Source organism: Agrobacterium tumefaciens (genome assembly GCF_017726655.1).
Taxonomy (GTDB): Bacteria; Pseudomonadota; Alphaproteobacteria; order Rhizobiales; family Rhizobiaceae; genus Agrobacterium; species Agrobacterium tumefaciens_B.
Genome location: NZ_CP072309.1, coordinates 1,706,983 through 1,729,877, shown reverse-complemented (window position 1 = coordinate 1,729,877; position 22,895 = coordinate 1,706,983). Strand labels below are relative to the sequence as shown.

At 59.9% G+C, this 22,895-nt stretch carries 19 protein-coding genes and 2 pseudogenes; 8 read left to right on the top strand and 13 right to left on the bottom strand.

The genetic code is table 11. The features are described from left to right. The first annotated feature begins 131 nt into the window (after positions 1 to 131). From AT6N2_RS22180 to AT6N2_RS22160, 5 genes are all read left to right on the top strand, one after another. Entirely contained in the window at positions 132 to 1,304 is a 1,173-nt protein-coding gene (locus tag AT6N2_RS22180) for an ABC transporter substrate-binding protein (protein WP_209091448.1), read from the top strand. Positions 1,305 to 1,395: 91 nt separating this feature from the next. After that, complete coding sequence (locus tag AT6N2_RS22175; protein ID WP_209091447.1) at positions 1,396 to 2,259, top strand: branched-chain amino acid ABC transporter permease; 864 nt, start codon at positions 1,396 to 1,398, stop codon at positions 2,257 to 2,259. Between the two features lies 1 nt (position 2,260). Further along, entirely contained in the window at positions 2,261 to 3,268 is a 1,008-nt protein-coding gene (locus AT6N2_RS22170; protein WP_209091446.1) for a branched-chain amino acid ABC transporter permease, read from the top strand. Further along, positions 3,265 to 4,029 (top strand): ABC transporter ATP-binding protein, encoded by a 765-nt coding sequence (locus AT6N2_RS22165; protein ID WP_209091445.1) that lies wholly within the window; start codon positions 3,265 to 3,267, stop codon positions 4,027 to 4,029. The genes AT6N2_RS22170 and AT6N2_RS22165 overlap by 4 nt, the downstream gene beginning before the upstream one ends. Further along, on the top strand, positions 4,010 to 4,726 hold the full coding sequence (locus tag AT6N2_RS22160; RefSeq protein ID WP_209091444.1) for an ABC transporter ATP-binding protein: 717 nt from the start codon (positions 4,010 to 4,012) through the stop codon (positions 4,724 to 4,726). Before AT6N2_RS22165 ends, AT6N2_RS22160 begins: the two co-directional genes overlap by 20 nt. A 114-nt stretch (positions 4,727 to 4,840) precedes the next feature. Here the strand turns inward: AT6N2_RS22160 and AT6N2_RS22155 are convergent, their stop codons facing one another. Next, entirely contained in the window at positions 4,841 to 6,691 is a 1,851-nt protein-coding gene (locus AT6N2_RS22155; protein ID WP_209091443.1) for an ABC transporter ATP-binding protein, read from the bottom strand. A 47-nt stretch (positions 6,692 to 6,738) separates the two neighbouring features. Further along, on the bottom strand, positions 6,739 to 7,902 hold the full coding sequence (locus tag AT6N2_RS22150; protein WP_209091442.1) for a M20 aminoacylase family protein: 1,164 nt from the start codon (positions 7,900 to 7,902) through the stop codon (positions 6,739 to 6,741). A gap of 306 nt (positions 7,903 to 8,208) precedes the next feature. On the opposite strand from AT6N2_RS22150, the gene AT6N2_RS22145 reads away from it, so the two are divergent. The 3 genes from AT6N2_RS22145 to AT6N2_RS22135 all read left to right on the top strand — a co-directional run bounded on the left by AT6N2_RS22145 (position 8,209) and on the right by AT6N2_RS22135 (position 11,983). After that, positions 8,209 to 9,918 (top strand): peptide ABC transporter substrate-binding protein, encoded by a 1,710-nt coding sequence (locus tag AT6N2_RS22145; RefSeq protein ID WP_209091441.1) that lies wholly within the window; start codon positions 8,209 to 8,211, stop codon positions 9,916 to 9,918. A 141-nt stretch (positions 9,919 to 10,059) separates the two neighbouring features. After that, entirely contained in the window at positions 10,060 to 11,070 is a 1,011-nt protein-coding gene (locus tag AT6N2_RS22140) for an ABC transporter permease (RefSeq protein WP_209091440.1), read from the top strand. Further along, positions 11,063 to 11,983 carry an ABC transporter permease gene (locus AT6N2_RS22135; protein ID WP_209091438.1) on the top strand — a complete coding sequence of 307 codons (921 nt, stop codon included), beginning with the start codon at positions 11,063 to 11,065 and terminating at the stop codon, positions 11,981 to 11,983. The genes AT6N2_RS22140 and AT6N2_RS22135 overlap by 8 nt, the downstream gene beginning before the upstream one ends. 38 nt (positions 11,984 to 12,021) lie before the next feature. Here the strand turns inward: AT6N2_RS22135 and AT6N2_RS22130 are convergent, their stop codons facing one another. The 11 genes and pseudogenes from AT6N2_RS22130 to AT6N2_RS22080 form a co-directional block, all read right to left on the bottom strand. Further along, positions 12,022 to 12,372 (bottom strand): ribbon-helix-helix domain-containing protein, encoded by a 351-nt coding sequence (locus tag AT6N2_RS22130; RefSeq protein WP_107339536.1) that lies wholly within the window; start codon positions 12,370 to 12,372, stop codon positions 12,022 to 12,024. Positions 12,373 to 12,443: 71 nt separating this feature from the next. Continuing rightward, positions 12,444 to 13,009: pseudogene (locus AT6N2_RS22125) on the bottom strand (DJ-1/PfpI family protein). A gap of 97 nt (positions 13,010 to 13,106) precedes the next feature. Continuing rightward, a complete protein-coding gene (locus AT6N2_RS22120; RefSeq protein ID WP_209091436.1) occupies positions 13,107 to 14,501 on the bottom strand; it encodes an amidase in 1,395 nt (464 codons plus the stop codon). 53 nt (positions 14,502 to 14,554) lie between these two features. Beyond that, positions 14,555 to 15,375, bottom strand: a pseudogene (locus AT6N2_RS22115) (ABC transporter permease). Next, positions 15,372 to 16,322 carry an ABC transporter permease gene (locus AT6N2_RS22110; protein ID WP_209091434.1) on the bottom strand — a complete coding sequence of 317 codons (951 nt, stop codon included), beginning with the start codon at positions 16,320 to 16,322 and terminating at the stop codon, positions 15,372 to 15,374. Before AT6N2_RS22110 ends, AT6N2_RS22115 begins: the two are co-directional and overlap by 4 nt. A gap of 193 nt (positions 16,323 to 16,515) precedes the next feature. Next, positions 16,516 to 18,051 carry an ABC transporter substrate-binding protein gene (locus tag AT6N2_RS22105; RefSeq protein WP_209091432.1) on the bottom strand — a complete coding sequence of 512 codons (1,536 nt, stop codon included), beginning with the start codon at positions 18,049 to 18,051 and terminating at the stop codon, positions 16,516 to 16,518. A 186-nt stretch (positions 18,052 to 18,237) separates the two neighbouring features. Next, complete coding sequence (locus AT6N2_RS22100; RefSeq protein WP_209091430.1) at positions 18,238 to 19,140, bottom strand: LysR family transcriptional regulator; 903 nt, start codon at positions 19,138 to 19,140, stop codon at positions 18,238 to 18,240. 166 nt (positions 19,141 to 19,306) lie between these two features. Continuing rightward, complete coding sequence (locus AT6N2_RS22095) at positions 19,307 to 20,056, bottom strand: ABC transporter ATP-binding protein (protein ID WP_209091428.1); 750 nt, start codon at positions 20,054 to 20,056, stop codon at positions 19,307 to 19,309. Beyond that, positions 20,053 to 20,889, bottom strand: coding sequence for an ABC transporter ATP-binding protein (locus AT6N2_RS22090; RefSeq protein WP_209091426.1), 837 nt, complete (start codon positions 20,887 to 20,889; stop codon positions 20,053 to 20,055). Before AT6N2_RS22090 ends, AT6N2_RS22095 begins: the two co-directional genes overlap by 4 nt. Then, positions 20,886 to 21,818: an ABC transporter permease gene (locus tag AT6N2_RS22085; RefSeq protein WP_004445289.1), complete on the bottom strand. Its 933-nt coding sequence runs from the start codon at positions 21,816 to 21,818 to the stop codon at positions 20,886 to 20,888. Before AT6N2_RS22085 ends, AT6N2_RS22090 begins: the two co-directional genes overlap by 4 nt. Further along, positions 21,815 to 22,882: an ABC transporter permease gene (locus AT6N2_RS22080; RefSeq protein WP_063946956.1), complete on the bottom strand. Its 1,068-nt coding sequence runs from the start codon at positions 22,880 to 22,882 to the stop codon at positions 21,815 to 21,817. The genes AT6N2_RS22085 and AT6N2_RS22080 overlap by 4 nt, the downstream gene beginning before the upstream one ends. Between the last annotated feature and the right edge of the window lie 13 nt (positions 22,883 to 22,895).

The following is a 22,895-nucleotide window of genomic DNA, read 5'->3' as shown; positions in this document are numbered from 1 at the left end:
CAAGCGACAGCTTATTGATAACCATCAGGTTATCTATTTTCCCCCTTAATTCATTTTACATCAGCGACTACACTCCTCACTCTGCAGGCTGGGCCAGTGGATGGGAGCCAAGGGCCGCTTGGGAGGAAATCATGAAGTTGCCGATTATCGCCGCGCTCGCGGCCACTCTTTTCAGTTCCGTCGCCGCGGCAGACACGATCAAGGTCGGTGTCATTGGGCCGATGTCGGGCCCCTTCGCAATCCACGGCAAAAATTTCAAGGCGGGCATCGATGCATGGCTTGCGCTGAACGGTAACAAGATCGGCGATAACACGATCGAAGTTGTCTACCGCGATGTTCCGCAGCCGGACCCCGCGCAATCCAAGGCGCTGGCACAGGAACTCGTGGTCAAGGAAGGCGTGCAATATCTGGGTGGTTTCATGTTCACGCCCGATGCGATGGCCGTGACGCCGCTTTTGAAGCAGGGCAACGTTGCTATGGTTGTCATGAACGCGGCAACCTCCGCTATCGTCACCAAAAGCCCCTACGTCGTGCGCACCTCCTTTACGACATGGCAGACCTCGACCCCGATCGCGAAGGTGGCGTTTGATGGTGGTGTGAAGAAGGTGATTTCGCTTGTCACCGACTACGGTCCTGGCGTGGACGCCGAAAACGCCTTCAAAGCGGCATTCACCGCAGCGGGGGGCGAAGTGGTGGAAAGCATTCGCATGCCACTTGCCACCAACGACTTCAGCCCCATCATGCAGCGCGCAAAGGATTCTGGCGCGCAAGGCGTCTTCGCCTTCTTGCCATCCGGCCCCACGACGCTTGGCTTCGTCAAGGCATTTAACGACAACGGCCTGAAATCGGCAGGCATCAAGCTTTTCGGTCCCGGCGATCTTACGCAGGAGCCAGATCTGCCAGCGCTCGGCGAAGCCGCGCTCGGCATGCAGACGACCTTCCATTATTCAGTGTCGCACGATTCGCCTGAAAACAAGGCCTTCATCGAAGCTATCGGCAAGGCCATCGGTAATCCCAAGGACATCTCGTTCACGTCAGTCGGGGCTTACGACGGCATGTACGTCATCAGCAAGATGATCGAAGCGACCGGCGGAAAGCAGGATGCTGAGAAGGCGGTCGACGCCGTGAAAGGTCTGTCCTGGACAAGTCCCCGTGGCCCTGTCAGCATCGATCCCGAAAGCCGGCATATCACCCAAAACATCTATCTGCGTGAAGTCGCCAAGGCGGATGATGGGTCCTATTATAACAAGGAAACACGGACGTTCGAAAAGCAGGGCGATCCGGGCCTTGCGGCGGCGAAATAAAGCAAGGCTTCCAGCAAGCTTGTCGGGCCGCCGGTAGCGGCCCGTCTCCAGCCCACAGGGGCGTATGTGGCACGGGAGGAGCTCTTTCAGCATGCAGACGGTTTTCAGCATCCTCATCGATGCGCTCGCCTATGGCATGGTCCTGTTCATTATCTCCATCGGACTTTCCGTCACGATGGGGCTGATGCGTGTGGTCAACTTGGCGCATGGCGCCTTTGCCATGATCGGCGGCTACATCGCGTCCTACGCTGCCCATGGCCTTGGCCTTGGTTACGCCGTTGCGATCCTCGTCGCCATCGTCGGCACCATCGTCATCGCCATTCCGCTTGAGCGTTTCCTCTACCGTCGCATCTATGGTGCACCAGAGCTGACGCAGGTGCTGATGACCATTGGCATCACCTTCTGCATCATCGGCATCGCCAACTTCGTGTTCGGGCCGACGCTCAAGACCATCCCCTTACCGCCGCAACTCGCGGGGCCGACCGATCTCGGTTTCCGTACCATCGCGACCCACCGCATCTTTGCAATTGCCTGCGGTCTCGCCGTGGCCGGGGCGCTTTGGTTCACATTTGAAAAGACTGCATTTGGTATCAAGCTTCGGGCGGCGGTCGACAACGCCGCCATGGCGGCGGCACTCGGGGTGCGCACCGAGGTCATCTATGCCGTCAGCTTCGCCATCGCAGTGGGCCTTGCCGCCATGGGCGGTGTCATCGGGGCCGAGCTGCTGCCGGTCGAACCCTATTATGCGCTGCGCTACATGGTCACCTTCCTCGTGGTGGTTTCGGTCGGCGGCGCAGGCTCCATTCCGGGTGCGCTGATCGCGTGCCTCCTACTTGGCGCCATTGACACAACCGGGCGGTATCTTGCTCCCGAATACGGCGAATTCTTCTTTTATCTGGCGGTCATCGTGATTATCACGCTGTTCCCGCGCGGCCTTCTTGGAAGGGCGAAATGAGATGGCGGTGCTCATGAACGAAGCGACTGAAATTGCCGCAGCTTCCGCGGCACGCTCGCCGCTGCGCGCGCTCGTGGGACCAGCGCTCATTATCGCTGCCGCCACCATCGGCTACTTTCTGTTTCCCGATAATCTGGCGCTCCTGACCCGTATCATCGCCATTGCACTTCTGGTGCTGTCGATCGATCTGGTGACCGGCTATTGCGGTGTCGCGACGCTCGGACACGCCGCCCTGTTCGGCGCGGGCGCCTATGCCGCCGGCATCGCAGCCGCGCATTTTGAAATCACCGATCCGCTTCTCATGACAGCGATCGGCGCTGTCGCAGGCGGCATTTCCGGCCTTTTATCCGGCGCCGTGCTGCTGCGTGCCCATGGCCTGCCGCAGCTCGTGCTTTCCATCGCCGTCATCCATCTGTTTCACGAGGCGGCCAACAAGGCATCAGGCTGGACGGGCGGCAGCGACGGCCTCTCGGGCATTTCTCCCGACGCCCTTTTCGGCACGTTCGATTTCGATCTCTTTGGACGTACCGCCTATATTTATGGTGTGTGTCTTTTGCTCCTCGTCTTCGTAGCTCTGAAGATCGTGGTTCACTCTCCCTTCGGCATGTTATGCCGGGGCGTCAAGCAGGACAGCGTTCGCATCCAGGCCATGGGTGGCTCCGTCAACGGTACGATCTTGAAGATGTTCGTGATATCGGGAATCGTCGCCGGCATCGGGGGCGCGCTCAACGCTATTTCCACACAGGTCGTCGGTCTCGACAGCCTCTCCTTTACGCTCTCTGCCGAGGGCCTGGTCATGCTGGTGCTGGGCGGCGCAGGTTCCCTTTACGGGGCACTCATCGGAACCGTCACCTTCATGTGGTTTGAGGATGTCGTTTCCGCGGCCAATCCCTTCCACTGGCTCACAATTGTCGGCCTGCTGCTGATCGCAGTGGTGCTTTTTGCACCGCGTGGACTTTACGGTGCAGGTGAGCAAATCATTGCGCGCATCCGGGGAGGCCGCACATGAACGCCATTTTCGAGGTCTCTGGCCTCCAGAAAAATTTCGGTGGTCTCGTCGTCACCAACAATGTCTCGCTGTCGCTTTCGCCGGGCGACCGCACGGTACTCATCGGCCCCAATGGCGCCGGCAAGACGACCTTCGTCAACCTCGTCACCGGCAATATCAGGCCGTCAGCCGGCACGGTGCGCATTGCCGGGGAAGACGTCACCGGCCTCAGCGCCAGCCAGCGGGTCAAACGCGGCCTCGTGCGCTCCTTTCAGGTTACCCGTCTGTTTCAGGATATGACGCCGGAAGAACACGTCGCGCTCGCCATCCTCCAGCGTGAGGGCAAGACGGGTCGAATTTTCGGCCGTTACCGCACCATGCCCTCGGTCATGAGCGAAGCCCGCGATATTCTTGGGACGCTCGGACTCCTCACCCTTTCGCAATCCCGGGTGCGTGAGATTGCCTACGGCCAGCAACGGCTCATCGAGATTGCGCTTGCCATGGCACTTCGCCCGAAAATCCTGCTCCTTGATGAGCCCGCCGCAGGCGTGCCCTCCACGGAAACGGCGCGCATCGAACAGGCGCTCGACCGGCTGCCCGCAGACCTCGCCATCCTGATGATCGAGCACGACATGGATCTGGTCTTCCGTTTTGCCAAACGTGTGGTGGTGCTTGCTGCAGGTGCGGTGATCTTTGATGGTTCGCCTGAAGACGTCACCAGCAATGCGGAAGTCCGCCAAGCCTATCTGGGAAGTTACGCCGATGCCCGCAGCGCCGCTTGAAATCGTCAACCTCACGGCCGGTTATGGCCCGACAAAGGTCATCGAGGGCCTGTCGCTTTCCGTGCCATCAGGCTCGCGTTTCGCCGTGCTCGGCCGCAACGGCGTCGGCAAGACAAGCCTCTTCGCCACGCTGGCCGGCCAGACGAAACGCTTTTCCGGCGATATCCGCATCGGCGGACTGGATATTGCCACCCTGCCGAGCGCCGCGCGTGCACAGGCTGGCCTTGGTTACGTGCCGCAAACACGCGATGTCTTCCCGACGCTGACTGTCGAGGAAAATCTATTTGTCGGCCTCAAGGGGCGACCGAAATCAGCGATAGAGGAAGCCTACACGCTGTTTCCGCGTCTGAAGGAGCGCCGCCGAAATCTCGGTTCGCAGCTATCTGGCGGCGAGCAGCAGATGCTGTCGACAGCAAGAACGATTCTTGGCCAGCCGCGCGTGCTGCTCCTGGACGAGCCACTTGAGGGTCTTGCGCCGGTTATCTGCGAAGAGCTGATGGCCGCCTTTTCTAAACTCGCCCAGTCAGGCGAAATGACCATTCTTCTCGTCGAGCAGCGCATTCAGATGGCCATTGATTTTGCCGATCACGCCATTATCATGGAACGCGGCCGCATCGTCTGGAACGGGCCATCAGGCGATCTTGTTGAGAACCCTGCGCTCATCGATACCCATCTCGGAGTGGGTGGGCTGCACTGAGCGGCTTGCCTCTTGCTTCCGTGCCATGACGAGCAGGCACGTAGTCCGTTGTCTCATCACCGTAGTCATCGATCCGGTGCGCAAGGCGCCCTCGCTGATGAGGAACACCATCGATTATGCCGCCTCCTGCACCAGATGCCCGGCCGAAACTTCCCGATAACGTCGTTCAGGTGCCACATAGTCCACCGGCCGTATCGGGCTTTTGATCTCATCTGTCGCCATGTTGCGCTTGATCTGTCGCCGCGCGGGATCTGGCACTGGAACGGCGGACATCAATTTCTTCGTATAGGGATGTTGCGGGTTGTCGAAGACTGCCGCACGTGGGCCGATTTCAACAATTTCGCCCAGGTACATGACTGCCACACGATGGCTCACGCGTTCTACCACCGCCATGTCATGGCTGATGAAGAGAAAGGCGAGGTTCAGGCTTTGCTGCAGATCGAGCAGCAAATTGCAAACCTGAGCCTTGATTGAAACGTCGAGCGCCGAGACCGCCTCATCGGCCACGATGACCTTCGGATCGAGCATCAGTGAGCGGGCAATGGCGACACGCTGGCGCTGACCGCCGGAAAATTCGTGCGGAAAGCGCCGCATCATATCCGGATTAAGGCCCACCTTTTCGATCAGGTCAGCGGCTTTGTCACGCGCTTGCTGCTTACTGCCGAGCCGATGCTCCACGAACGGCTCCATGATCGCCGTGCCGACGCTCATGCGCGGATCGAGGCTGGCAAAAGGATCCTGAAAGATCATCTGCACGCTACGGCGCATCGTGCGCAGCATCATCCTGTCGAGCTTCAGCACCTCGTAGCCGTCGAGCGTAACATCGCCCGAAGTGGGCTCGACCAACCGCGTGATAGACCGGCCCGTGGTGGATTTGCCGCAGCCGGATTCGCCAACCAGCGAAAGGGTTTCCCCCTCAGCCAGATCGAACGAGACTTTCTCCACCGCGTGGACAGCGCCGGATTTGCGACCGAAAAGACCTGAACGAATATCAAATCGGGTCGTCAGGTCTTTGACCGAAAGGATCGGAGTCTTGCCGCCAGCAACCGTATCTTTCACCTCGACTGCCGGCTGGCTTTCGCCGGTCTTGATGTCGATGATCGGGAAACGGGCGGGGAGCACCCTTTCTTTCATTGAGCCAAGCTTCGGCACTGCAGAAAGCAGCGCGCGCGTATATGGGTGCTGGCCGCGATGGAAGATATCGTCCGTCGTACCGGTTTCCACCACATCGCCGCGGAACATGACGATGGTGCGATCGGACACTTCCGCCACAACGCCCATATCGTGCGTGATGAACAGAACCGACATGCCCTCCTCTTCCTGCAACTGCTTGATGAGGTCGAGGATTTGGCCCTGAATGGTAACATCAAGCGCCGTTGTCGGTTCGTCGGCGATCAGCAATTTCGGTTTGGAGGCCAATGCCATGGCGATCATCACACGTTGGCGCATGCCACCGGAAAACTGGTGCGGATAATCGTCGAACCGATTTGTTGCGTTGGGAATTCGGACCTTCTCGAGCAGGCGAATGACTTCAGCCTTGGCCGCCGAGGACGAGATATCATGATGCACGGTCAACGCCTCGGCGATCTGCTTGCCGATCGGAAAGATGGGGTTGAGGCTCGTCATCGGCTCCTGGAAGATCATCGAAATGTCCTTGCCGCGAACCTTGCGCATATCCTCTTCCTGCAGCGCCAGCAGGTCGCGTCCACCGAGCATGACCTTGCCTTCGATACGACTCGTCTTTCTATCGAGCAGCCGCATGATGGACAGCGACGTCACGCTTTTTCCCGAGCCGCTCTCGCCGACGATTGCCACCGTCTCACGCGGCGCAATGTCGAAACTCATATTGCGCACAACGGATTTCCAGCCGCCATCGACACGGAAGGACGTGGTGAGGTTTTGAACCGACAGGACCGGGCTTACCGAACCGCCAGTCTGTTCCATGGACGTTGCCGCCAAAAGCATGCCAATCTCCAAAAAAGCAGAAGGCGGCCATGTGGCCGCCGGATGTCTTATGCAGCAAGTGCGGTTTCGGCCATCGAAACCCAATAGCTGATGCCGTAAGGCAGCGCGTCGTCGTTAAAGTCATAGGCCGCGTTGTGAAGCCCTGCGGTATCGCCGTTGCCAATGAAGATGAAGGCGCCGGGGCGCGCTTCCAGCATATAGGAGAAATCCTCGGCGCCCATATGCGGATTGGGATTGGTGTTGACGGCATTCGCGCCGGCGACGCCCATCGCTACACCAGTTGCAAATTCTGTCTCGTCACTGTGGTTGAAGGTGACGGGATAACCGCGATCGTATTTCACCTCTGCCGTTGCGCCATGCGCCATGGCGGTGGCTGTCGCCACTTCTTTCAAGCGCTTTTCGGCGAAATCGCGGGTTTCCGGCAACAGGGTGCGCACCGTTCCCGTCAGTGTCACTGATCCGGGAATGACGTTGGAAGCCGTGCCGCCATGGGTGGTGGCGACGGTGACGACCAGCGACTTCAACGGATCCGTCTCGCGCGAGACGATGGATTGAAGCGCGATGATGATATAGGCCGAGGTCAGAACGGGATCGACGGAAAGGTGGGGAGCCGCCGCATGGCTGCCCTTGCCCGTAATGGTGATCTCGAAAGCATCTGCCGCCGCCATGGTGGAGCCCTTGCGGATCGCGAACTGGCCGACAGGAATGCCCGGCTCGTTATGCATGCCGTAGACCTGCGAGATGCCGAATTTCTCCATCATGCCGTCGTTCAACATGGCGAGCGCTCCCGCGCCCCCCTCTTCCGCCGGCTGGAAGATCACGGCCACAGACCCTCTGAAATTGCGCGTCTCGGCCAGATATTGCGCCGCCCCCAGAAGCATCGCCGTGTGTCCGTCATGACCACAGGAATGGGCCTTGCCGGGCGTCTTCGAAGCCCATGGTTTGCCGCTCGTCTCAAGGATTGGCAGGGCATCCATGTCGGAGCGGAAACCGATGGTCGGGCCATCTCCGTGCCGACCTTTGATGATGCCGACGACGCCGGTCTTGCCGATGCCAGTTTCCACCACGTCACAGCCGAAGGATTTCAGTTTCCCCGCCACGAATTTCGAGGTCTCGAAGACATCATAGAGAAGTTCCGGGTGCTCATGCAGATGGCGTCTCCAGCCGGCAACGTCTTCCTGCATTTCAGCCACACGGTTCAATATCGGCATTCTGTTTTTCCCTTTTTTTGTTCCCCGCCGGGTTGTCGGACGACATATTGCGTTTGGAATTTCCGCTTTTGCAAGCATGAATTTTGATAGATGAGCGAAAAATAGGCCAAAAGTAGAGCGGCTCAAATTTTGTTCATCAATACGACTTTTGGACTTGCTTTTCAAAAAAACTGACAATAGCATCACGTGGAATGAAGGATTATTCCTCAGCAAAGTCAAATACTTACAACAAGAGACCTTGCAGATGACGACGGGAAAAGCGTCAAACATTCAAACAGATAAAATCCAAACAGGGGAAAAATCACCATGAAGAAGCGCAGCATTCTCTTTGCCAGCACGGTGGCGGCTGTGGCCTTGGCAGGGTCTGCCGCCCATGCCGAGCGCGGCAGTGACGGCGAGTTGAAAATCCTGTTCTGGCAGGCCGTATCGACACTCAATCCCTACCTCTCAGGCGGCACGAAAGAAATCTACAGCTCCTCCGTGGTTATCGAGCCGCTCGCACGCTACGATGAAAAGGGCGAGCTGGTTCCGACGTTGGTGAGCGAGATTCCAACGGTTGAGAATGGCGGCGTCGCCAAAGATTTGCTCAGCATGACCTGGAAGCTGAAAAGCGACGTCAAATGGTCCGATGGCACACCGTTCACAGCCGATGATGTCGTGTTCACCTGGAAATATTGCACGGCGCCCGATGGCGGCTGCGCGCAGGCGGCGCAATATGAGGGTGTGAAGAATGTCGAGGCCATCGACGCCCACACGGTCAAGGTCAGCTTCACCGAACCGAAGCCCTACCCCTATTCCGCCTTCGTTGGCGCACAATCACCCGTCATTCAGAAGAAGCAGTTCGAAAACTGCGTCGGCGCTGCCGCCCCGGGCTGCACATCCGCCAATTTCGGCCCCATCGGCACCGGCCCATTCGTGGTCAAGGATTTCAAGCCGAACGACGTTATCAGCTACGTCGCCAACCCCAATTATCGCGACCCGGCCAAGCCCGCCTTCGCCACGCTTACGCTGAAGGGCGGTGGTGACGCGGCTTCCGCTGCGCGGGCCGTTCTTGAGACCGGTGAATTCGACTATGCCTGGAACATGCAGGTGGAGCCGGAAATTCTGGCCACCATGGTTGCCGCCGGTAAGGGCAAGCTGGAAACCGCCTTCGGCACCCAAGTCGAGCGCATCAACCTCAATTGGTACAACCCCGATCCTGCTCTCGGAGACAAGCGCTCCACCAAAGAAGCGGGTCCTCATCCGGCCCTGTCCGACCCGGCCGTCCGTCGTGCCCTCTCGCTTGCCATCGACCGCGACATCATCGATGAAGCCGGTTATGGCGAAGCAGGCAAACCGACCTGCAACATCGTACCGGCGCCTGAAGCCGTCGCATCGACAAAGAACGACAGCTGGTGCCTGAAGCAGGATATCGAAGGCGCCAACAAGCTGCTGGACGATGCCGGCTGGGTAAAGGGTGCAGACGGCATCCGCGCCAAGAACGGCGTGAAGCTCTCCTTCCTCTATCAGACCTCCACCAACTCCGTTCGCCAGGCGGCGCAGGAACTGGTGAAGGACATGTGGTCGCAGATCGGCGTTGCTTCCGAATTGCGTAACGTCAGCGCCTCGGTCTTCTTCGGCGGCGATCCGGCAAGCCCGGACACGTTCCAGAAGTTTTACGCCGACGTTGAAATGTACACCAACAATTTCGACGGCACAGACCCCGAAAAATATCTGGCGGAATGGCTGTGCGACAAGATTCCCGCCCCCTCTAATGGCTGGCAGGGTCAGAATATTCCGCGCTACTGCAACCCGGAATTCGACAAGCTGGTGGGCGTCCTGTCCAAGACCACCGATTTCGCCAAGCGCGCAGAAATCGCAAAGCAACTGAACGACATGTTGACGGAGGAAGGCGCGCATATTCCGCTCATCCACCGCGGGAATGTTTCCTCGCATTCACTGACGCTCGAAGGCGTTCGTATGAATGCCTGGGACTCCGAACTCTGGAACGTCGCGGACTGGTCCCGCAAGAAGTAACAGGCAGATGCGCCGGCCTCTCTTGCAGCGGCCGGCCTTTTGCATGCCCCCTGGACCATGACCTGAAGACACGGTTGCAGCGTCATTGCGGAAAAGCTCTCTCTTTTTGTCGCGCCGCGCTCCGGGTCTGGAGAGTTTCAGATGTTTACTTTTACGCTCCGACGGCTTGCCTTTGCCGTACCGACGTTGCTCGTCATCAGCTTCGTCATCTTCGCGCTGCTTGATCTCGCGCCCAATGACCCGACCGGCGACCTGCCGCTCACCATTCCGCCTGAGGTGCGCGAACAGATCCGCGCCTCGCTTGGCCTTAACGAGCCTTTCTTCATCCGTTACCTCATGTGGCTTCAGCAGTTCTTCATCAACGAACCGCTGAACCTTCTGGAAAAGCTGACCGGCTGGCAAATTGGCGATGGCAGCCGCACGCGGATCCTTTCCTGGGCGACGCGCAGCCCCGTGGTCGATCTTGTCATTCAGCGCATGCCGCAGACGCTCTGGGTCGTCGGCCTCGCCTATCTCTTCGGCGCGCTTCTGGCTATCCCGATCGGGGTCATCTCCGCCTATAAGCAATATTCGATCTTCGATCAGATCGGCACTTTCGTTTCCATGGTCGGTTATTCGGTGCCGACTTTCTTCACGGGCGTGCTCTTGGTCGTCATCTTCAGCTCATATCTGCAATGGTTTCCCTCGGTCTACGATACCAATCTCCAGGTAAGGGATTGGGCGAGTTTTGTGGCGCAGGTGAAGCAGATGTTCCTGCCAGTTCTGGTGCTGACACTCTACAACGTCTCGCAGATCAGCCGTTTCGTGCGCGCCTCAATGCTCGACAATCTGCACCAGGACTATGTTCGTACCGCGCGTGCAAAGGGCGTCAAGGAAAAGTCCGTTCTGCTGGTGCACGTTCTGCGCAACAGCCTGATCCCCGTCGTGACCGTCATCGCACTCGGCGTGCCGACGATCTTTTCCGGCGCTATCATCACCGAGCAGATTTTCCGCGTGAACGGCCTTGGTCAATTGCTGATAACGGCCGTTCAGGGGGCGGATATTCCGCTTGTGCAGACACTGACATTCATCTTTGCAGTGCTGATTGTGCTCTTCAACCTGATTGCCGACGTGCTTTACGGCATTCTCGACCCGAGGATCCGCTATGACTGATGCCACCATCGCAGCGCCGACAGTTGCGGCTACGCCCGTCAAATCAGCCCTCGCCGATATCTGGAAGCAGTTCCGCGTCCACAAGGGCGGCGTGGCCGGCCTTGTCGTCTTCATCTTCATTCTGCTCGCGGTCTATGTCGGCCCTTATATTCACACTGTCGCACCCAACGCCATCAATGTACGGGAACGTAATCAGTGGCCGTCGCTGGCGCATCCCTTCGGCACCGATAATCTTGGCAAGGACATGCTGGCACAGGTTTTGGCGGGCGGGCGCATCTCGCTTGCCGTCGGCATCACTGCCATGCTTCTGGCGCTGTTTCTCGGAACGCTGGTCGGCGTTCTCTCAGGTTATTTCCGTCGGCTTGATGGACCGCTGATGCGGTTGACGGACCTGTTCCTGGCTCTGCCGCTGCTGCCGCTGTTGCTCGTGATCCTGTTGCTGTTCCGCGACACGCTGCGTGCGGCCTTCGGGCCGGAAACCGGCATCTTCATCCTGATCGTCTTCGTGATCGGGATCACCAGCTGGATGCACACGGCCCGCATTGTGCGTGGCGACGTGCTGACGATCAAAAGCCAGGAATTCATCATGGCGGCGAAATCGAGCGGCATGCGCGAATATCGCATCATCATCAGGCATATTCTTCCGAACGTGCTGAGCTCGATCATGGTCTCCGCCACGCTTGGCATCGCATCTGCCATCATCACCGAATCCGCCCTCTCCTTTCTCGGCCTCGGTTTCCCGTCGGATTTCCCGACCTGGGGACGGCTGCTGTTCGACGGGGCGAATTTCCTGCAACTGACACCGTCGCGCGTGTTATGGCCGGGGCTGGCGATTTCGCTGACGGTTCTGAGCGTCAATTACATCGGCGACGCCGTGCGCGATGCGCTCGATCCGCGGGCGTTGAAGAACTGAGGAGACACGCGGCGCATCCCCGCGCCGCGTATCCGTCGTCAATGATAATTCACCTTTTCAGCATCCAGAATGCTGTCCGCATCCAGCGCCGCAATCGGAATATCTGTCCGCGCCGGAATATCGCCGGAAAGCTGAAGCGCGAGATAACGCCCGCAGCAGACCCGCAGGAACGAGGTGAAATTGCCGAGATCGTGCCCGGCATCGATCGATTCATTGTAAAGCTTGGCGATGAGCTGCACGCTGTTCATGCCATCGCGGCGCGCGATCTCGTCCAGCGTCGTCCAGAAGAAGTTCTCAAGCCGCACACTGGTCACCATGCCGTCGATCCGGAGCGACCGCGTATGGCTTTCCCAAAGCGCGGGGTCTGCCTTGATGAAAAGTTTGCACATGGTTTCCTCCCTCACCACGCCTCAAAAGATAGGCGGAAAACGGGGCTGGCAAAAGCCCCGTTCCACAGGTCTCATTTGGCAAGCACGGCCATGAATTGCGACAGCCAAGCCGGATGGGCGGGCCACGCGGGCGCCGTCACCAGCTTCCCGTCCGTCACCCCGCATCGATCGCAATATCCGCGTAGGTGCCGCCTGCCAGTTCCACCTCCGGGCGACAGGCGGGATAGGCGGAACAGGTGCGGCCCTTCAGGACGCCGGCCGCTGCCAGCAATTGCGCGCCGTGGCAGACGGCCGCAACAGGCTTGTCGGCCTCGAAGAAATGTCTCACCGCAGCCAGCACTTCCGCATTGAGCCGCAGATATTCCGGCGCGCGGCCGCCCGGAATGACCAGCGCATCGTAATCCGCCGGTTTGATATCGGCGAAGGTAGCGTTGAGCGCAAAATTATGGCCGCGTTTTTCCGAGTAGGTCTGGTCGCCCTCGAAATCGTGGATGGCCGTGGCGATGGTCTGACCCGCCTTCTTGCCGGGGCAGACGGCGTGCACCGTGTGGCCAACCGCAGCCAGGGTCTGGAACGGCACCATGGTCTCGTAATCCTCGGAAAAATCGCCGGTGATCATCAAAATCTTCTTCGGCATGTCTGCTCCTCCCGTTTTCGAATGCCTTTGGGCACCCTAACAGGCAGGATCGGGATGCGGGTATTATGGCAATACTACATGCCGAACAAAGGTGATATCAGCCGGCCGGCGGCTCCGGCCAGCGCCGGACACCGCCACCCCAATTCTCGAACGCTTTCGAAAGCCGGAGCACAAACAGGTCCTCATAACGCGGGCCGACAATCTGCAATCCGATGGGCATGCCGGATGCCGAGAAACCGCAATTGATCGAGGATGCCGGCTGTTCCGACATGTTCCACGGCACGGTAAAGGCGATATGTTCGAAGGGCCGTGCGGGATCATTGGTGGGCGAAGCCCAGTCGGCCGGATATGAGACGATGGGATTGGTCGGTGAAATCACCGCATCCACCGACTGCATCAACCGTCCGCAGGCCTTTCGCATTTCCATGGTCTGGTTGAAACCGAAAACGGCACGTGCACCGGAGACATTTGCGCCCTTTTCCGCCCATTCGCGAATATAGGGAAGGATCGCGGCACGACGATCCGCGCTCAGCGCCACCATGTCGCCCCAGAATTTCGCCCGCCAGAAATCGTCAAGCCCATCCAGCATATCCCGTGTCAGCACCGGCTCGACGGGAATGATGATGGCGCCCGCCTGTTCGAACAGCTTTGCTGCCGCCACCACCGCGTCACGCACCTCTTCATCCACAGGAAGGCCGCAGCCGGCATTCAGCATCAGGCCGATTTTCAGGCCTTTTACATCAATATCGAGATCCATCCAGTCGATGCTGTTCGGCGGCAGCGATGTGCCGTCGCGCCAGTCCGGCCGCGAAAGCGTTGCCATGGCATAAGCGGCGTCGGAAACGGTGCGTGTCATCGGCCCGGCACAGCGGCCTGTATAATAGGGATCGACCGGGATGCGGCCCTGGCTGGGCTTGAAACCGAAAAGCCCGGTCCACCCGGCGGGCAGCCGCACCGAGCCGCCAATATCCGTGCCGACATGCAGCGTGCCGTAACCCGCAGCGCCCGCCGAAGCCGCACCGGCGCTGGAGCCGCCGGGGTTCTGCGTCGGATCCCAAGGGTTGCGGCTGAGCTTATGGAAGCTGGAAAGGCCTGAGGAGAGCATGCCGTAATCCGGGCAGGTCGTCTTGGCATAGAGGATCGCGCCGTCTTCCCGGCAACGGGCAGCAACCGGTGCGTCCTCCAGCGCCGGCACAAGCTCCACCGCCTTTGTGCCGAGGGGTACCGGATGGCCTTTCGTGGCGATGAGTTCCTTCAGCGACACCGGAAGCCCATCGAGCGGACCCAGCGTTTCGCCCCTGTGCCAGCGCTCCGTCGAGGCCAGCGCCTGCCTGCGCGCACCCTCCGGATCATAAGCGTAAAGCGCGTTCACAACCGGCTCGAATGCCTCGATACGCGCCTCCACCGCCTGCCAATATTCCGACGGCGAGAGTTTCTTGGCCCGGTAAAGCGCCAGAATTTCGAGCGTGTTGAGGTGTATGAGATCGGTCATGGCATCGTCTCGTCATAAAAACAGGAAATAGCGGCGGTATCGGCTTGAAGCGATCAGCTGGTATCGCGCGGGTCGAGCAGATCACGCAGGCCATCGCCGAGAAGATTGAGGCCGAAGACAGCAAGCGCAATGGCAAGGCCGGGCATGATGGCAAGCCAGGGCGCCGCGCCGAGATAGGTCTGAGCATCCGCAAGCATGCGCCCCCAGGTGGCGGCGGGGGCGGCATGCCGAGACCCAGAAAGGAAAGGCCTGCTTCCGTCAAAATCGCCAGACCCAGCTGGATCGTCACCTGCACGATGATCTGGTTGGAAATATTCGGCACGACATGGAACAGCGTGATCTTGGCGCGGTTCTGGCCGATGCTGGTGGCGGCGGTGATGTATTCCCGCGCCCAGATTTGTAAGGCCGCCCCCAGCGTCAGTCGCGCAAAGACCGGCACCATGAAGGTGGCGATGGCAATGATGGCGGTAAAACGCCCCGTTCCGATAAATGCGCCGAGCATCATGGCCGACAGGATCGGCGGTACGGCGAAGATGATGTCGCAGACGCGCATGACGACGGTTTCGGTAAAGCCCCGCAGCGCCGCGACCGTGACACCGATCGCAGTGCCGATAAAGGCGCCGATGGCGACGGCGGCAATGGCGGTGGAGAGCGAGTTCCACGCACCGGCCATCAGCATGGAGAGCACATCGCGGCCGAAATGATCCGTGCCGAGACCGCCATAAACGAAAGGCGATTTCAGCTTTTGCACGATCTGCATCTTGGTGGGCGAGACCGGTGTCCAGACCAGTGACAAAAGGGCAACGGCGACGAGGAAGGCGGTGACGGCGATACCGATGACGAAAGCCGGGCGACGGCGGATCAATCGCATCATCGCGCACCTGCCCGCAATCTCGGGTCGATGAAGAGATAGGCGATATCGACCACGAAATTCATGAGGATGACCAGCGCCGAGAAGAACAGCACGACAGATTGCATCACCACGATATCCCGTTGCGTCAGTGCCTGATAGGCAAGCCGGCCGAGGCCCGGCAGGTTGAAGACATTTTCCACCAGCACCGCACCCGCAATAAGGAAGGTGAATTGCAGGCCGATCATGGTGACGACGGGGATCATCGCGTTCGGCACAGCATGCCGCCATAGCGCCACCCGCTCGCTCAGACCCTTGGCGCGCGCGGTGCGCACGAAATCCTCGTTCATCACCTCAAGCACAGCGGAACGGCAGACGCGGGTGAGAACGCCGGCCTGCGACAGTGCCAGGGCGATTGCCGGCAGAACCAGCGCCATGAGACCTGCCGAAACGCTTGGGCTCCAGCCGGGAAACCCACCTGATGGCATCCAGCCGAGCGTGGTGGAAAATACGATGATCAGCAGCAGCCCGACCCAGAATCCCGGCACGGCAATGCCCACATGGGAAAACAGCCCGGCCGCGAAATCCAGCGCGCCGTTGCGGTTCTTCGCCGCCGCCACGCCGAGAGGAATGGCGATGGTCACAGACAGGCAGACGGCAAGCAGCGCAAGCGGCAGCGTGACTGCCAGCCGCTCGACGATCAGGCCCGCCACGGGCACGCCATAGGTATAGGATTGTCCGAGATCGCCGCGGAACACGCCACCCAGCCAGTGGATGTAGCGCAGCAGCAGCGGCTGATCGAGACCCATCTGCTTCTGCAGCGCGGCGAGCGTATCCGGGCTCGCCGACGTGCCGAGCATGATGGCGGCCGGATCACCCGGCAGCAGGCCCATGACAAGATAGATGATAAGCGAGACGGCAAACAGCGTGATGACGAGGCTTACGAGACGCCGGATGAGGACGGCTGACATCTGGCATCTGCTCCTTGCGTGGTTCTGTTTGCTTTGGCGTCCGTCGCTCTCGTCCCCGTCATTCCGGCCTTGAGCCGGAATCCAGCCGTCGCGCGTCTGCGCGGCGAAAAGAGCCTTTTCAGCCCAACGACTTGGACTGGACTGGATGCCGGATCAAGCCCGGCATGACGGAGGACACGGCGACTGGCAAATCCTACTCTTCCCAATGCACATCCGTCAGCACATTCGAAGGAATGGGCTCGTTTTCCCACAGCCCCTTCACCTTCTTGTCCCATACCCCGAGCTTCGGCATCACGAACAGGAACAGCGCCGGCACATCTTCGGCGAGGATTTTCTGGGCGTCGCCATAAAGCTTTTCCTGCTCACCGGCATCCGCCGTCTTTTCGACGCTGGCGATGACCTCGTTGAAGGCCGGGTTCTTGTAGTTGAAATAATAGGGATCACGGGAGTAGATATCGATATCCATCGGCTCGGCATGGGCGACGATGGTCATGTCGTAATCCGCCCCTTTCAAAACATCCGCCACCCATTTGGCCGGAAATTCCGTGGTCTCGATGGTCATGGTGACACCGATTTCGGCCAGCATCGCCTGCAGGATTTGCGAGGTGCGCTGGGCATAGGCCATCTGCGGGGCCTTGATGGTGAAGCTGAAACCGTCGGCATACCCCGCTTCGGCAAGCAGGGCCCTCGCCTTGTCGACATCATAGGGATGAACGCCAGTCGTATCGATGTATCCGCGATCATTCGGCGTATAGTGACTGCCGATAGCCGTGCCGTAACCGGACCATGCACCTTCGATGACAGTTCCGCGATCCACCGCCATCATCAACGCCTGGCGTACGCGCTTGTCACTGAAGGGTTTGCGGGCGCTGTTCATGCCGGCCACGACCTTCAGTTCAGTATTGCCGACGAAGGTGCCAAGGCGTTTATCGCCTTCAAACGAGGTCATCAGTTCCGGCGCGCCGAATTCCGGGAAGGCATCGATATCGCCCGCCTTCAGTGCCGCTGCCTGCGCCTGCGGATCGGCGACGAAACGGAACGTCGCCTTTTCCAGCTTTACCGACACAGCCTTGTCCCAATAGGCGGCGTTCTTCTCCAGTTCCACCTTGTCGCCCTTGGCCCAGCTGACGAATTTGAACGGGCCAGTGCCGACGGGCGTGGTGCGGTTCGTCTCTGCGCTCTTGGGAGCGACCATGACGGATGCCGGCCAGCCGAGCCAGTAGATGAGGCTGCCGGCAGGCTGCTTCAGCTTCAGCACCAGTGTGTCGGCATCCGGTGCCTCGATGCTATCGATTGACGCAAAGAAGCGCTTCTGCGGATTGACGGAGGCTTCGCCGCGCGCCCGGTCCAGCGAGAACTTTGCGACCGAGGAATCGAACGCCTCGCCGTTATGGAAGGTGACACCCTTGCGCAGCTTGAATGTATAGGTCTTGCCATCAGGGGAAATTTCCCAGCTTTCGGCTAGCTGCGGCTTCACCTTGCCCTTGCTGTCGATGGTGACGAGACCTTCGAAAATATTCTGCCAGGTGACCTGGCCGATGGCGACGGGAGCGGCAATGGTCGGATCGAGACCGGTCGGCTCCACCGTCATGCCAAGTGTCAGGGCGGTTTTCGGCGCGGCTTCAGACTTGGCCACCGAAAGCGGCAACCAGAGCGCCGTGCCGAGAGCAAGCGTCAGCGCGGTGCGGCGCGAGAGCTTTGCCGCCTGCGAAAGATAGGTACGTGGCATCCTTAGTCCCCTGTCTGGCGGCCGGGGCATTTTTGCCCTTCCAAAGACCACCCGTTGCAAAAAGAGTGTCATGTTGCAGGCGCACACACAATCATGATTTTTGTGTGCTCCGTGTAGCTGAAATCGCTACACGGGAATGCGGATGGAAATCAACCTTTTGGGTTGAAATACGGGGAGCGTCTCCGCTCAGCCTGCCGTCACCTCACGCATGAAGCGCTCAATGAAATCCGCGAGCTTGGAAGCGGCGAAGGATAGTTGCCTGTCCGGCGCCACACAGAGGTCGATCTGGGTATGGATACCCTTTTTGCCGGAGAGCGGAACGGCGACCATCTGCCCGCTGCGGATTTCCCGCGCCACCGAAAGCGCCGGCAAAAGCGTGGCAGCGGCGTGGCCCAACACCAGCTCTTTCAGCATTTCCAGCGAACTGGTGATGAAAACGGGGTCAAGTTCAATGTCCGCCTCGGCGAAAAGGGTATCGAAGGCCTGCCGCGCGGCAAAACTTTTGTCCGGCAGGGCAAGCGGCAGCCCGGCCAGCTCCTTCAGAGAGACCTCAGGTTGACCAGCAAGCGCATGGCCGGCGGGAAAGATCACATCGTAATTGATGCGGGTTCGCGAACGCACCTTCACTCCGGCAACCTTTGGAGCGAAGAGGCTGACGACCAGGTCCGCTTCGGCAGCGCCCAGCGCCTCCAGGGCCTGGCGTGCACTGGTAATATGCACCTCGAAACGGAGCTTGGGGTATTTGAGACTGAACTGCGCCAGCACTGGCGCCAGAAGGTTCGCGACCGTGGCGCCATTGGCATAAATGGTCACCCGACCGCGCTGCAGACCCTTCAGATCGTCAATCAGCTGGTGTACGTGGTCGAGTTCGCGCAGCGTTTTGCCGGCACGGGCGGCGAGCAACTCACCCGCCGCCGTCAGCTTCACGCCACGGCTGGAACGCTCCACCAGGGGCGAGCCGAAATAATACTCGAGGTTCTCGATCTGCCGGCTCACCGCTGTCGGCGCGACATTCAGGTTTTCCGCCGCGGCGCGCATGGAATTGGTGCGGACGAGTTCGTCGAAATACATCAGGGCGCGCAGTTGCATGAGGGGTACCTTGTTTTGGCCGACACGGTCTGTCATGCCGGGCTTGACCCGGCATCCAGCGCGATCAAGTCATTGATCGCAATAGAGTCTCTGACGCGCGGTCGCTGGATTCCGGCTCAAGGCCGGAATGACGGAAGATGTCATTTAACCCGACTATAGCGGCGCCTCAAGCGCGCTTGAAACCCTCGCTCGCCACCAGCAGCTGCCTCGTATAATCCGCGCTGAATTCGCGGCTTTCCAGCGCCTCGGCCTCCAGCATTTCCACCACCTTGCCGCTTTTCATCACCGCCAGGCGGTCGCACATATGGCTGATGACACCGAGATCGTGGCTGACCATGACGAAGGTGAGGTTACGGTCCTTGCGGGCCTGTTCCAGAAGGTTCAGGATTTCGGCTTGAATGGACGCATCCAGCGCCGAGGTCGGCTCATCGAGCAGCAGGATCTTCGGCTCGACGATCAGTGCGCGGGCAATGGCGATACGCTGGCGCTGGCCGCCGGACAGCTGGTGCGAATAGCGGAAACGGAAACCGGAACCGAGACCCACTTCGTCCAGCGCACGCGCGATCCGTTGCTCGCGATTGTTGAGACCATGGATGACGAGCGGTTCCAAAAGCAACGCATCCACCGTCTGGCGGGGGTGGAGCGAGCCATAGGGATCCTGAAACACCATCTGCACATCGCGATAAAAGCTCTTGTCGCGGTGCTTGCCCGAATAGGAGCGCCCCGCCACCATCAGTGAGCCTTCATCGAAATGGTTGAGGCCGGCGATGGCGCGTAGAAGGGTCGACTTGCCGGAACCGGATTCGCCGACGATACCGAAGGATTCGCCCTCGGCCACATCGACGCTCACACTGTCGAGCGCGATGTAACCGTCGAAATCCACCACCATGTCTCGGACAGAAAGAACTGTGCTCATGCGCGCCACTCCAGCTTGCGTTCCAGAACGGGTAGCGGATGCCGGTGGCCGCCAATTTGCGGCAGACAGTTCAACAGGCCCTGCGTATAGGGATGTTTCGCTTCCTTGAGGTTTGCGGAAGCAAGCTCTTCCACCACCTTGCCGGCATACATAACGAGAACCCGGTCGCAGAAGGAAGAAACGAGCCTGAGATCGTGGCTGACGAAGATCAGCCCCATGCCACGGTCGCGCACCAGCTTGTCGAGAATGTCGAGCACTTCCAGCTGCACCGTCACATCGAGCGCCGATGTCGGCTCGTCGGCGATCAGCAATTCCGGGCCGCAGACGAGCATCATGGCGATCATGACGCGCTGGCCCATGCCGCCGGAAACTTCGTGTGGAAAGAGATCGAAGACGCGCTCGGGATCACGGATCTGTACTGCCTCTAGCATGGCAAGTGTGCGCTGGCGCGCTTCGCCGGAGCCAATCTTTTCGTGGGCACGCAGCGTTTCCATGATCTGGCGGCCGATGGTCATGACCGGGTTCAGCGAATATTTCGGATCCTGCAGGATCATGGCCATACGCTTGCCGCGCATGAGCCGTCGCTCTTTTGCCGATGCCTTGAGCAGGTCGATATCGCCAAAACGCAGCGTATCGGCTTCGATCCGGGCATTTTTCGGCGTCAGGCCCATGATGGCGCGGCCAGTCTGCGACTTTCCAGAGCCGGATTCGCCGACGATGCCAAGGCGCTCGCGCCCCAGCGTGAAGGACACGCCGCGCACCGCCTCCACCAACCCGGTGCGGGTCGGGAAGGAAACGCGCAGGTTCTCAACCGTCAGAAGAGACGCACTCATTGGCCCGCCTCCTTGGGATCAAGCGCATCGCGCAGACCGTCGCCCAAAAGGTTGAAACCGAGGCTGACGATCAGGATCGCAATACCCGGCATGGCAGCCACCCACCATTGATCGAGAATGAAACGGCGGCCCGACGCGATCATCGCACCCCACTCCGGCAGCGGCGGCTGGGCACCGAGGCCAAGGAAGCCGAGACCGGCTGCGGTGAGTATGATGCCCGCCATATCGAGCGTCACACGCACGATCAGCGACGACATGCAAAGCGGCATGACGTGTTTGAGCACAATGCGGAAGGGCGACGCGCCCATGAGCTTCACTGCAGCGATGAAATCCGAATTGCGGAAGGTCATGGTTTCGGCACGCGCGATGCGCGCATAGGGCGGCCATGAGGTGACCGCGATGGCGAGTACCGCATTTTCAATACCCGGCCCCAGCGCCGCAACCAGTGCCAACGCCAGAACCAGTTTGGGGAAGGCGAGGAAGATATCGGTGATGCGCATCAGGACTGCATCCACCCAGCCGCCGGCATAACCCGAAACGGTGCCGACGATGAGCCCGATGGGTGCGGCGATGATGGCCACCAAAAGCACGACGAACAGGGTCAGCCGCGAACCGTGGATGAGGCGCGAGAGAATATCACGGCCCTGATCATCGGTGCCGAGCAGATAACCGGCAGTGCCGGGCGGCAGAAGCCGGGCATTGCGCAGATCGCCCTGCACCGGGTTATGTGGCGCCAGCACATTGGCAAAAATCGCCACGAACAGCAGCGCAATGATGATGCCAAGGCCGAGCAGCGCCAGACGGTTTTCCGAAAAACGCCGCCAGATCACATAGGCGCGACCAAGCCTTGCCTGCCTGCGCGACGCCGGTCGGTCGGAAAGCAGCCATTCGCGGCTGTAGGGTTTGAGTGTATCGGTCGAAATCGTCATCGGCTGCGCGTCCTTGGATCGAGCGTCCGGTAAAGCAGATCGGAGAAGAGATTGATGCCGACGAAGATGGCGCCGATCACGATCGTGCCGCCGAGAACGGCATTCATATCCGCGTTCTGCAAGGAATTGGTGATGTAGAGGCCAAGCCCCGGCCAGGCGAAGATGGTTTCGGTCAACACCGAACCTTCCAGCAGGCCGGCATAGGAGAGCGCAATCACGGTTACCAGCGGCACCGCGGCGTTGCGCAGCGCGTGGAACCAGATGATACGCGTTTCCGAAAGCCCCTTGGCGCGGGCCGCAACGATATATTCCTGGGCGAGCTCGTTCAGCATGAAGGAGCGCGTCATGCGGCTGATATAGGCCAGCGAGAAATAACCGAGCAGCGAGGCCGGCAGGATGATGTGACGGAAAAGATCCCACAATACGTCCCATTGCCGCTGCCAGATCGCGTCGATCAGGAAGAAGCCCGTGACCGGCGTGAAGGTGAATTCATAGACGATATCCATTCGCCCGGGATAAGCCACCCATTGCAGCCGGGCATAAAACACCAGCAGCGCGAGCAGGCCGAGCCAGAAGATCGGCACGGAATAACCGATGAGGCCGATGACACGCACCACCTGATCGGCAAAACTGCCGCGTTTCACGGCCGCGAGAACGCCGAGCGGTATCCCGAAGACGGCGCCGATGATCGTGCCGATCGTGGCAAGTTCGATCGTCGCCGGGAACACCCGCTTGATATCCTCCATCACAGGATTGGTGGTGAGGACGGAGGTCCCGAAATCACCCGAAAGAGCCTGCTTGAGATAGATAAAAAACTGCTGCCAGAGCGGCAGGTTGAGGCCGAGCTGCTCACGGACGCGCTCGACCACATGCGCAGGCGCACGGTCGCCGACGATCGCCAGTGCAGGATCGATCGGCACCACGCGGCCAATGAAAAATGTGACCGCCATCAGCCCCAGAAAGGTGGTGATGACGGTGACGGCGAAGCCGAGAATGGCCTTCGCACGGGCGTTGGCACGGCGTTTGCCCTGCCTCGCCCGGCTGTTTGCTTCAACGATGCTCAAGAGACCGACCCTT

Excerpts from the sequence above, each read along its gene's own strand:
- AT6N2_RS22180 (WP_209091448.1), top strand. The coding sequence starts at position 132 with ATGAAGTTGCCGATTATCGCCGCGCTCGCGGCCACTCTTTTCAGTTCC.
- AT6N2_RS22150 (WP_209091442.1), bottom strand. The coding sequence starts at position 7,902 with ATGCCGATATTGAACCGTGTGGCTGAAATGCAGGAAGACGTTGCCGGC.
- AT6N2_RS22120 (WP_209091436.1), bottom strand. The coding sequence starts at position 14,501 with ATGACCGATCTCATACACCTCAACACGCTCGAAATTCTGGCGCTTTAC.
- AT6N2_RS22110 (WP_209091434.1), bottom strand. The coding sequence starts at position 16,322 with ATGTCAGCCGTCCTCATCCGGCGTCTCGTAAGCCTCGTCATCACGCTG.
- AT6N2_RS22085 (WP_004445289.1), bottom strand. The coding sequence starts at position 21,818 with ATGACGATTTCGACCGATACACTCAAACCCTACAGCCGCGAATGGCTG.
- AT6N2_RS22155 (WP_209091443.1), bottom strand. The coding sequence starts at position 6,691 with ATGCTTTTGGCGGCAACGTCCATGGAACAGACTGGCGGTTCGGTAAGC.
- AT6N2_RS22105 (WP_209091432.1), bottom strand. The coding sequence starts at position 18,051 with ATGCCACGTACCTATCTTTCGCAGGCGGCAAAGCTCTCGCGCCGCACC.
- AT6N2_RS22175 (WP_209091447.1), top strand. The coding sequence starts at position 1,396 with ATGCAGACGGTTTTCAGCATCCTCATCGATGCGCTCGCCTATGGCATG.
- AT6N2_RS22160 (WP_209091444.1), top strand. The coding sequence starts at position 4,010 with ATGCCCGCAGCGCCGCTTGAAATCGTCAACCTCACGGCCGGTTATGGC.
- AT6N2_RS22165 (WP_209091445.1), top strand. The coding sequence starts at position 3,265 with ATGAACGCCATTTTCGAGGTCTCTGGCCTCCAGAAAAATTTCGGTGGT.
- AT6N2_RS22135 (WP_209091438.1), top strand. The coding sequence starts at position 11,063 with ATGACTGATGCCACCATCGCAGCGCCGACAGTTGCGGCTACGCCCGTC.
- AT6N2_RS22170 (WP_209091446.1), top strand. The coding sequence starts at position 2,261 with ATGGCGGTGCTCATGAACGAAGCGACTGAAATTGCCGCAGCTTCCGCG.
- AT6N2_RS22140 (WP_209091440.1), top strand. The coding sequence starts at position 10,060 with ATGTTTACTTTTACGCTCCGACGGCTTGCCTTTGCCGTACCGACGTTG.
- AT6N2_RS22090 (WP_209091426.1), bottom strand. The coding sequence starts at position 20,889 with ATGAGTGCGTCTCTTCTGACGGTTGAGAACCTGCGCGTTTCCTTCCCG.
- AT6N2_RS22130 (WP_107339536.1), bottom strand. The coding sequence starts at position 12,372 with ATGTGCAAACTTTTCATCAAGGCAGACCCCGCGCTTTGGGAAAGCCAT.
- AT6N2_RS22145 (WP_209091441.1), top strand. The coding sequence starts at position 8,209 with ATGAAGAAGCGCAGCATTCTCTTTGCCAGCACGGTGGCGGCTGTGGCC.
- AT6N2_RS22095 (WP_209091428.1), bottom strand. The coding sequence starts at position 20,056 with ATGAGCACAGTTCTTTCTGTCCGAGACATGGTGGTGGATTTCGACGGT.
- AT6N2_RS22100 (WP_209091430.1), bottom strand. The coding sequence starts at position 19,140 with ATGCAACTGCGCGCCCTGATGTATTTCGACGAACTCGTCCGCACCAAT.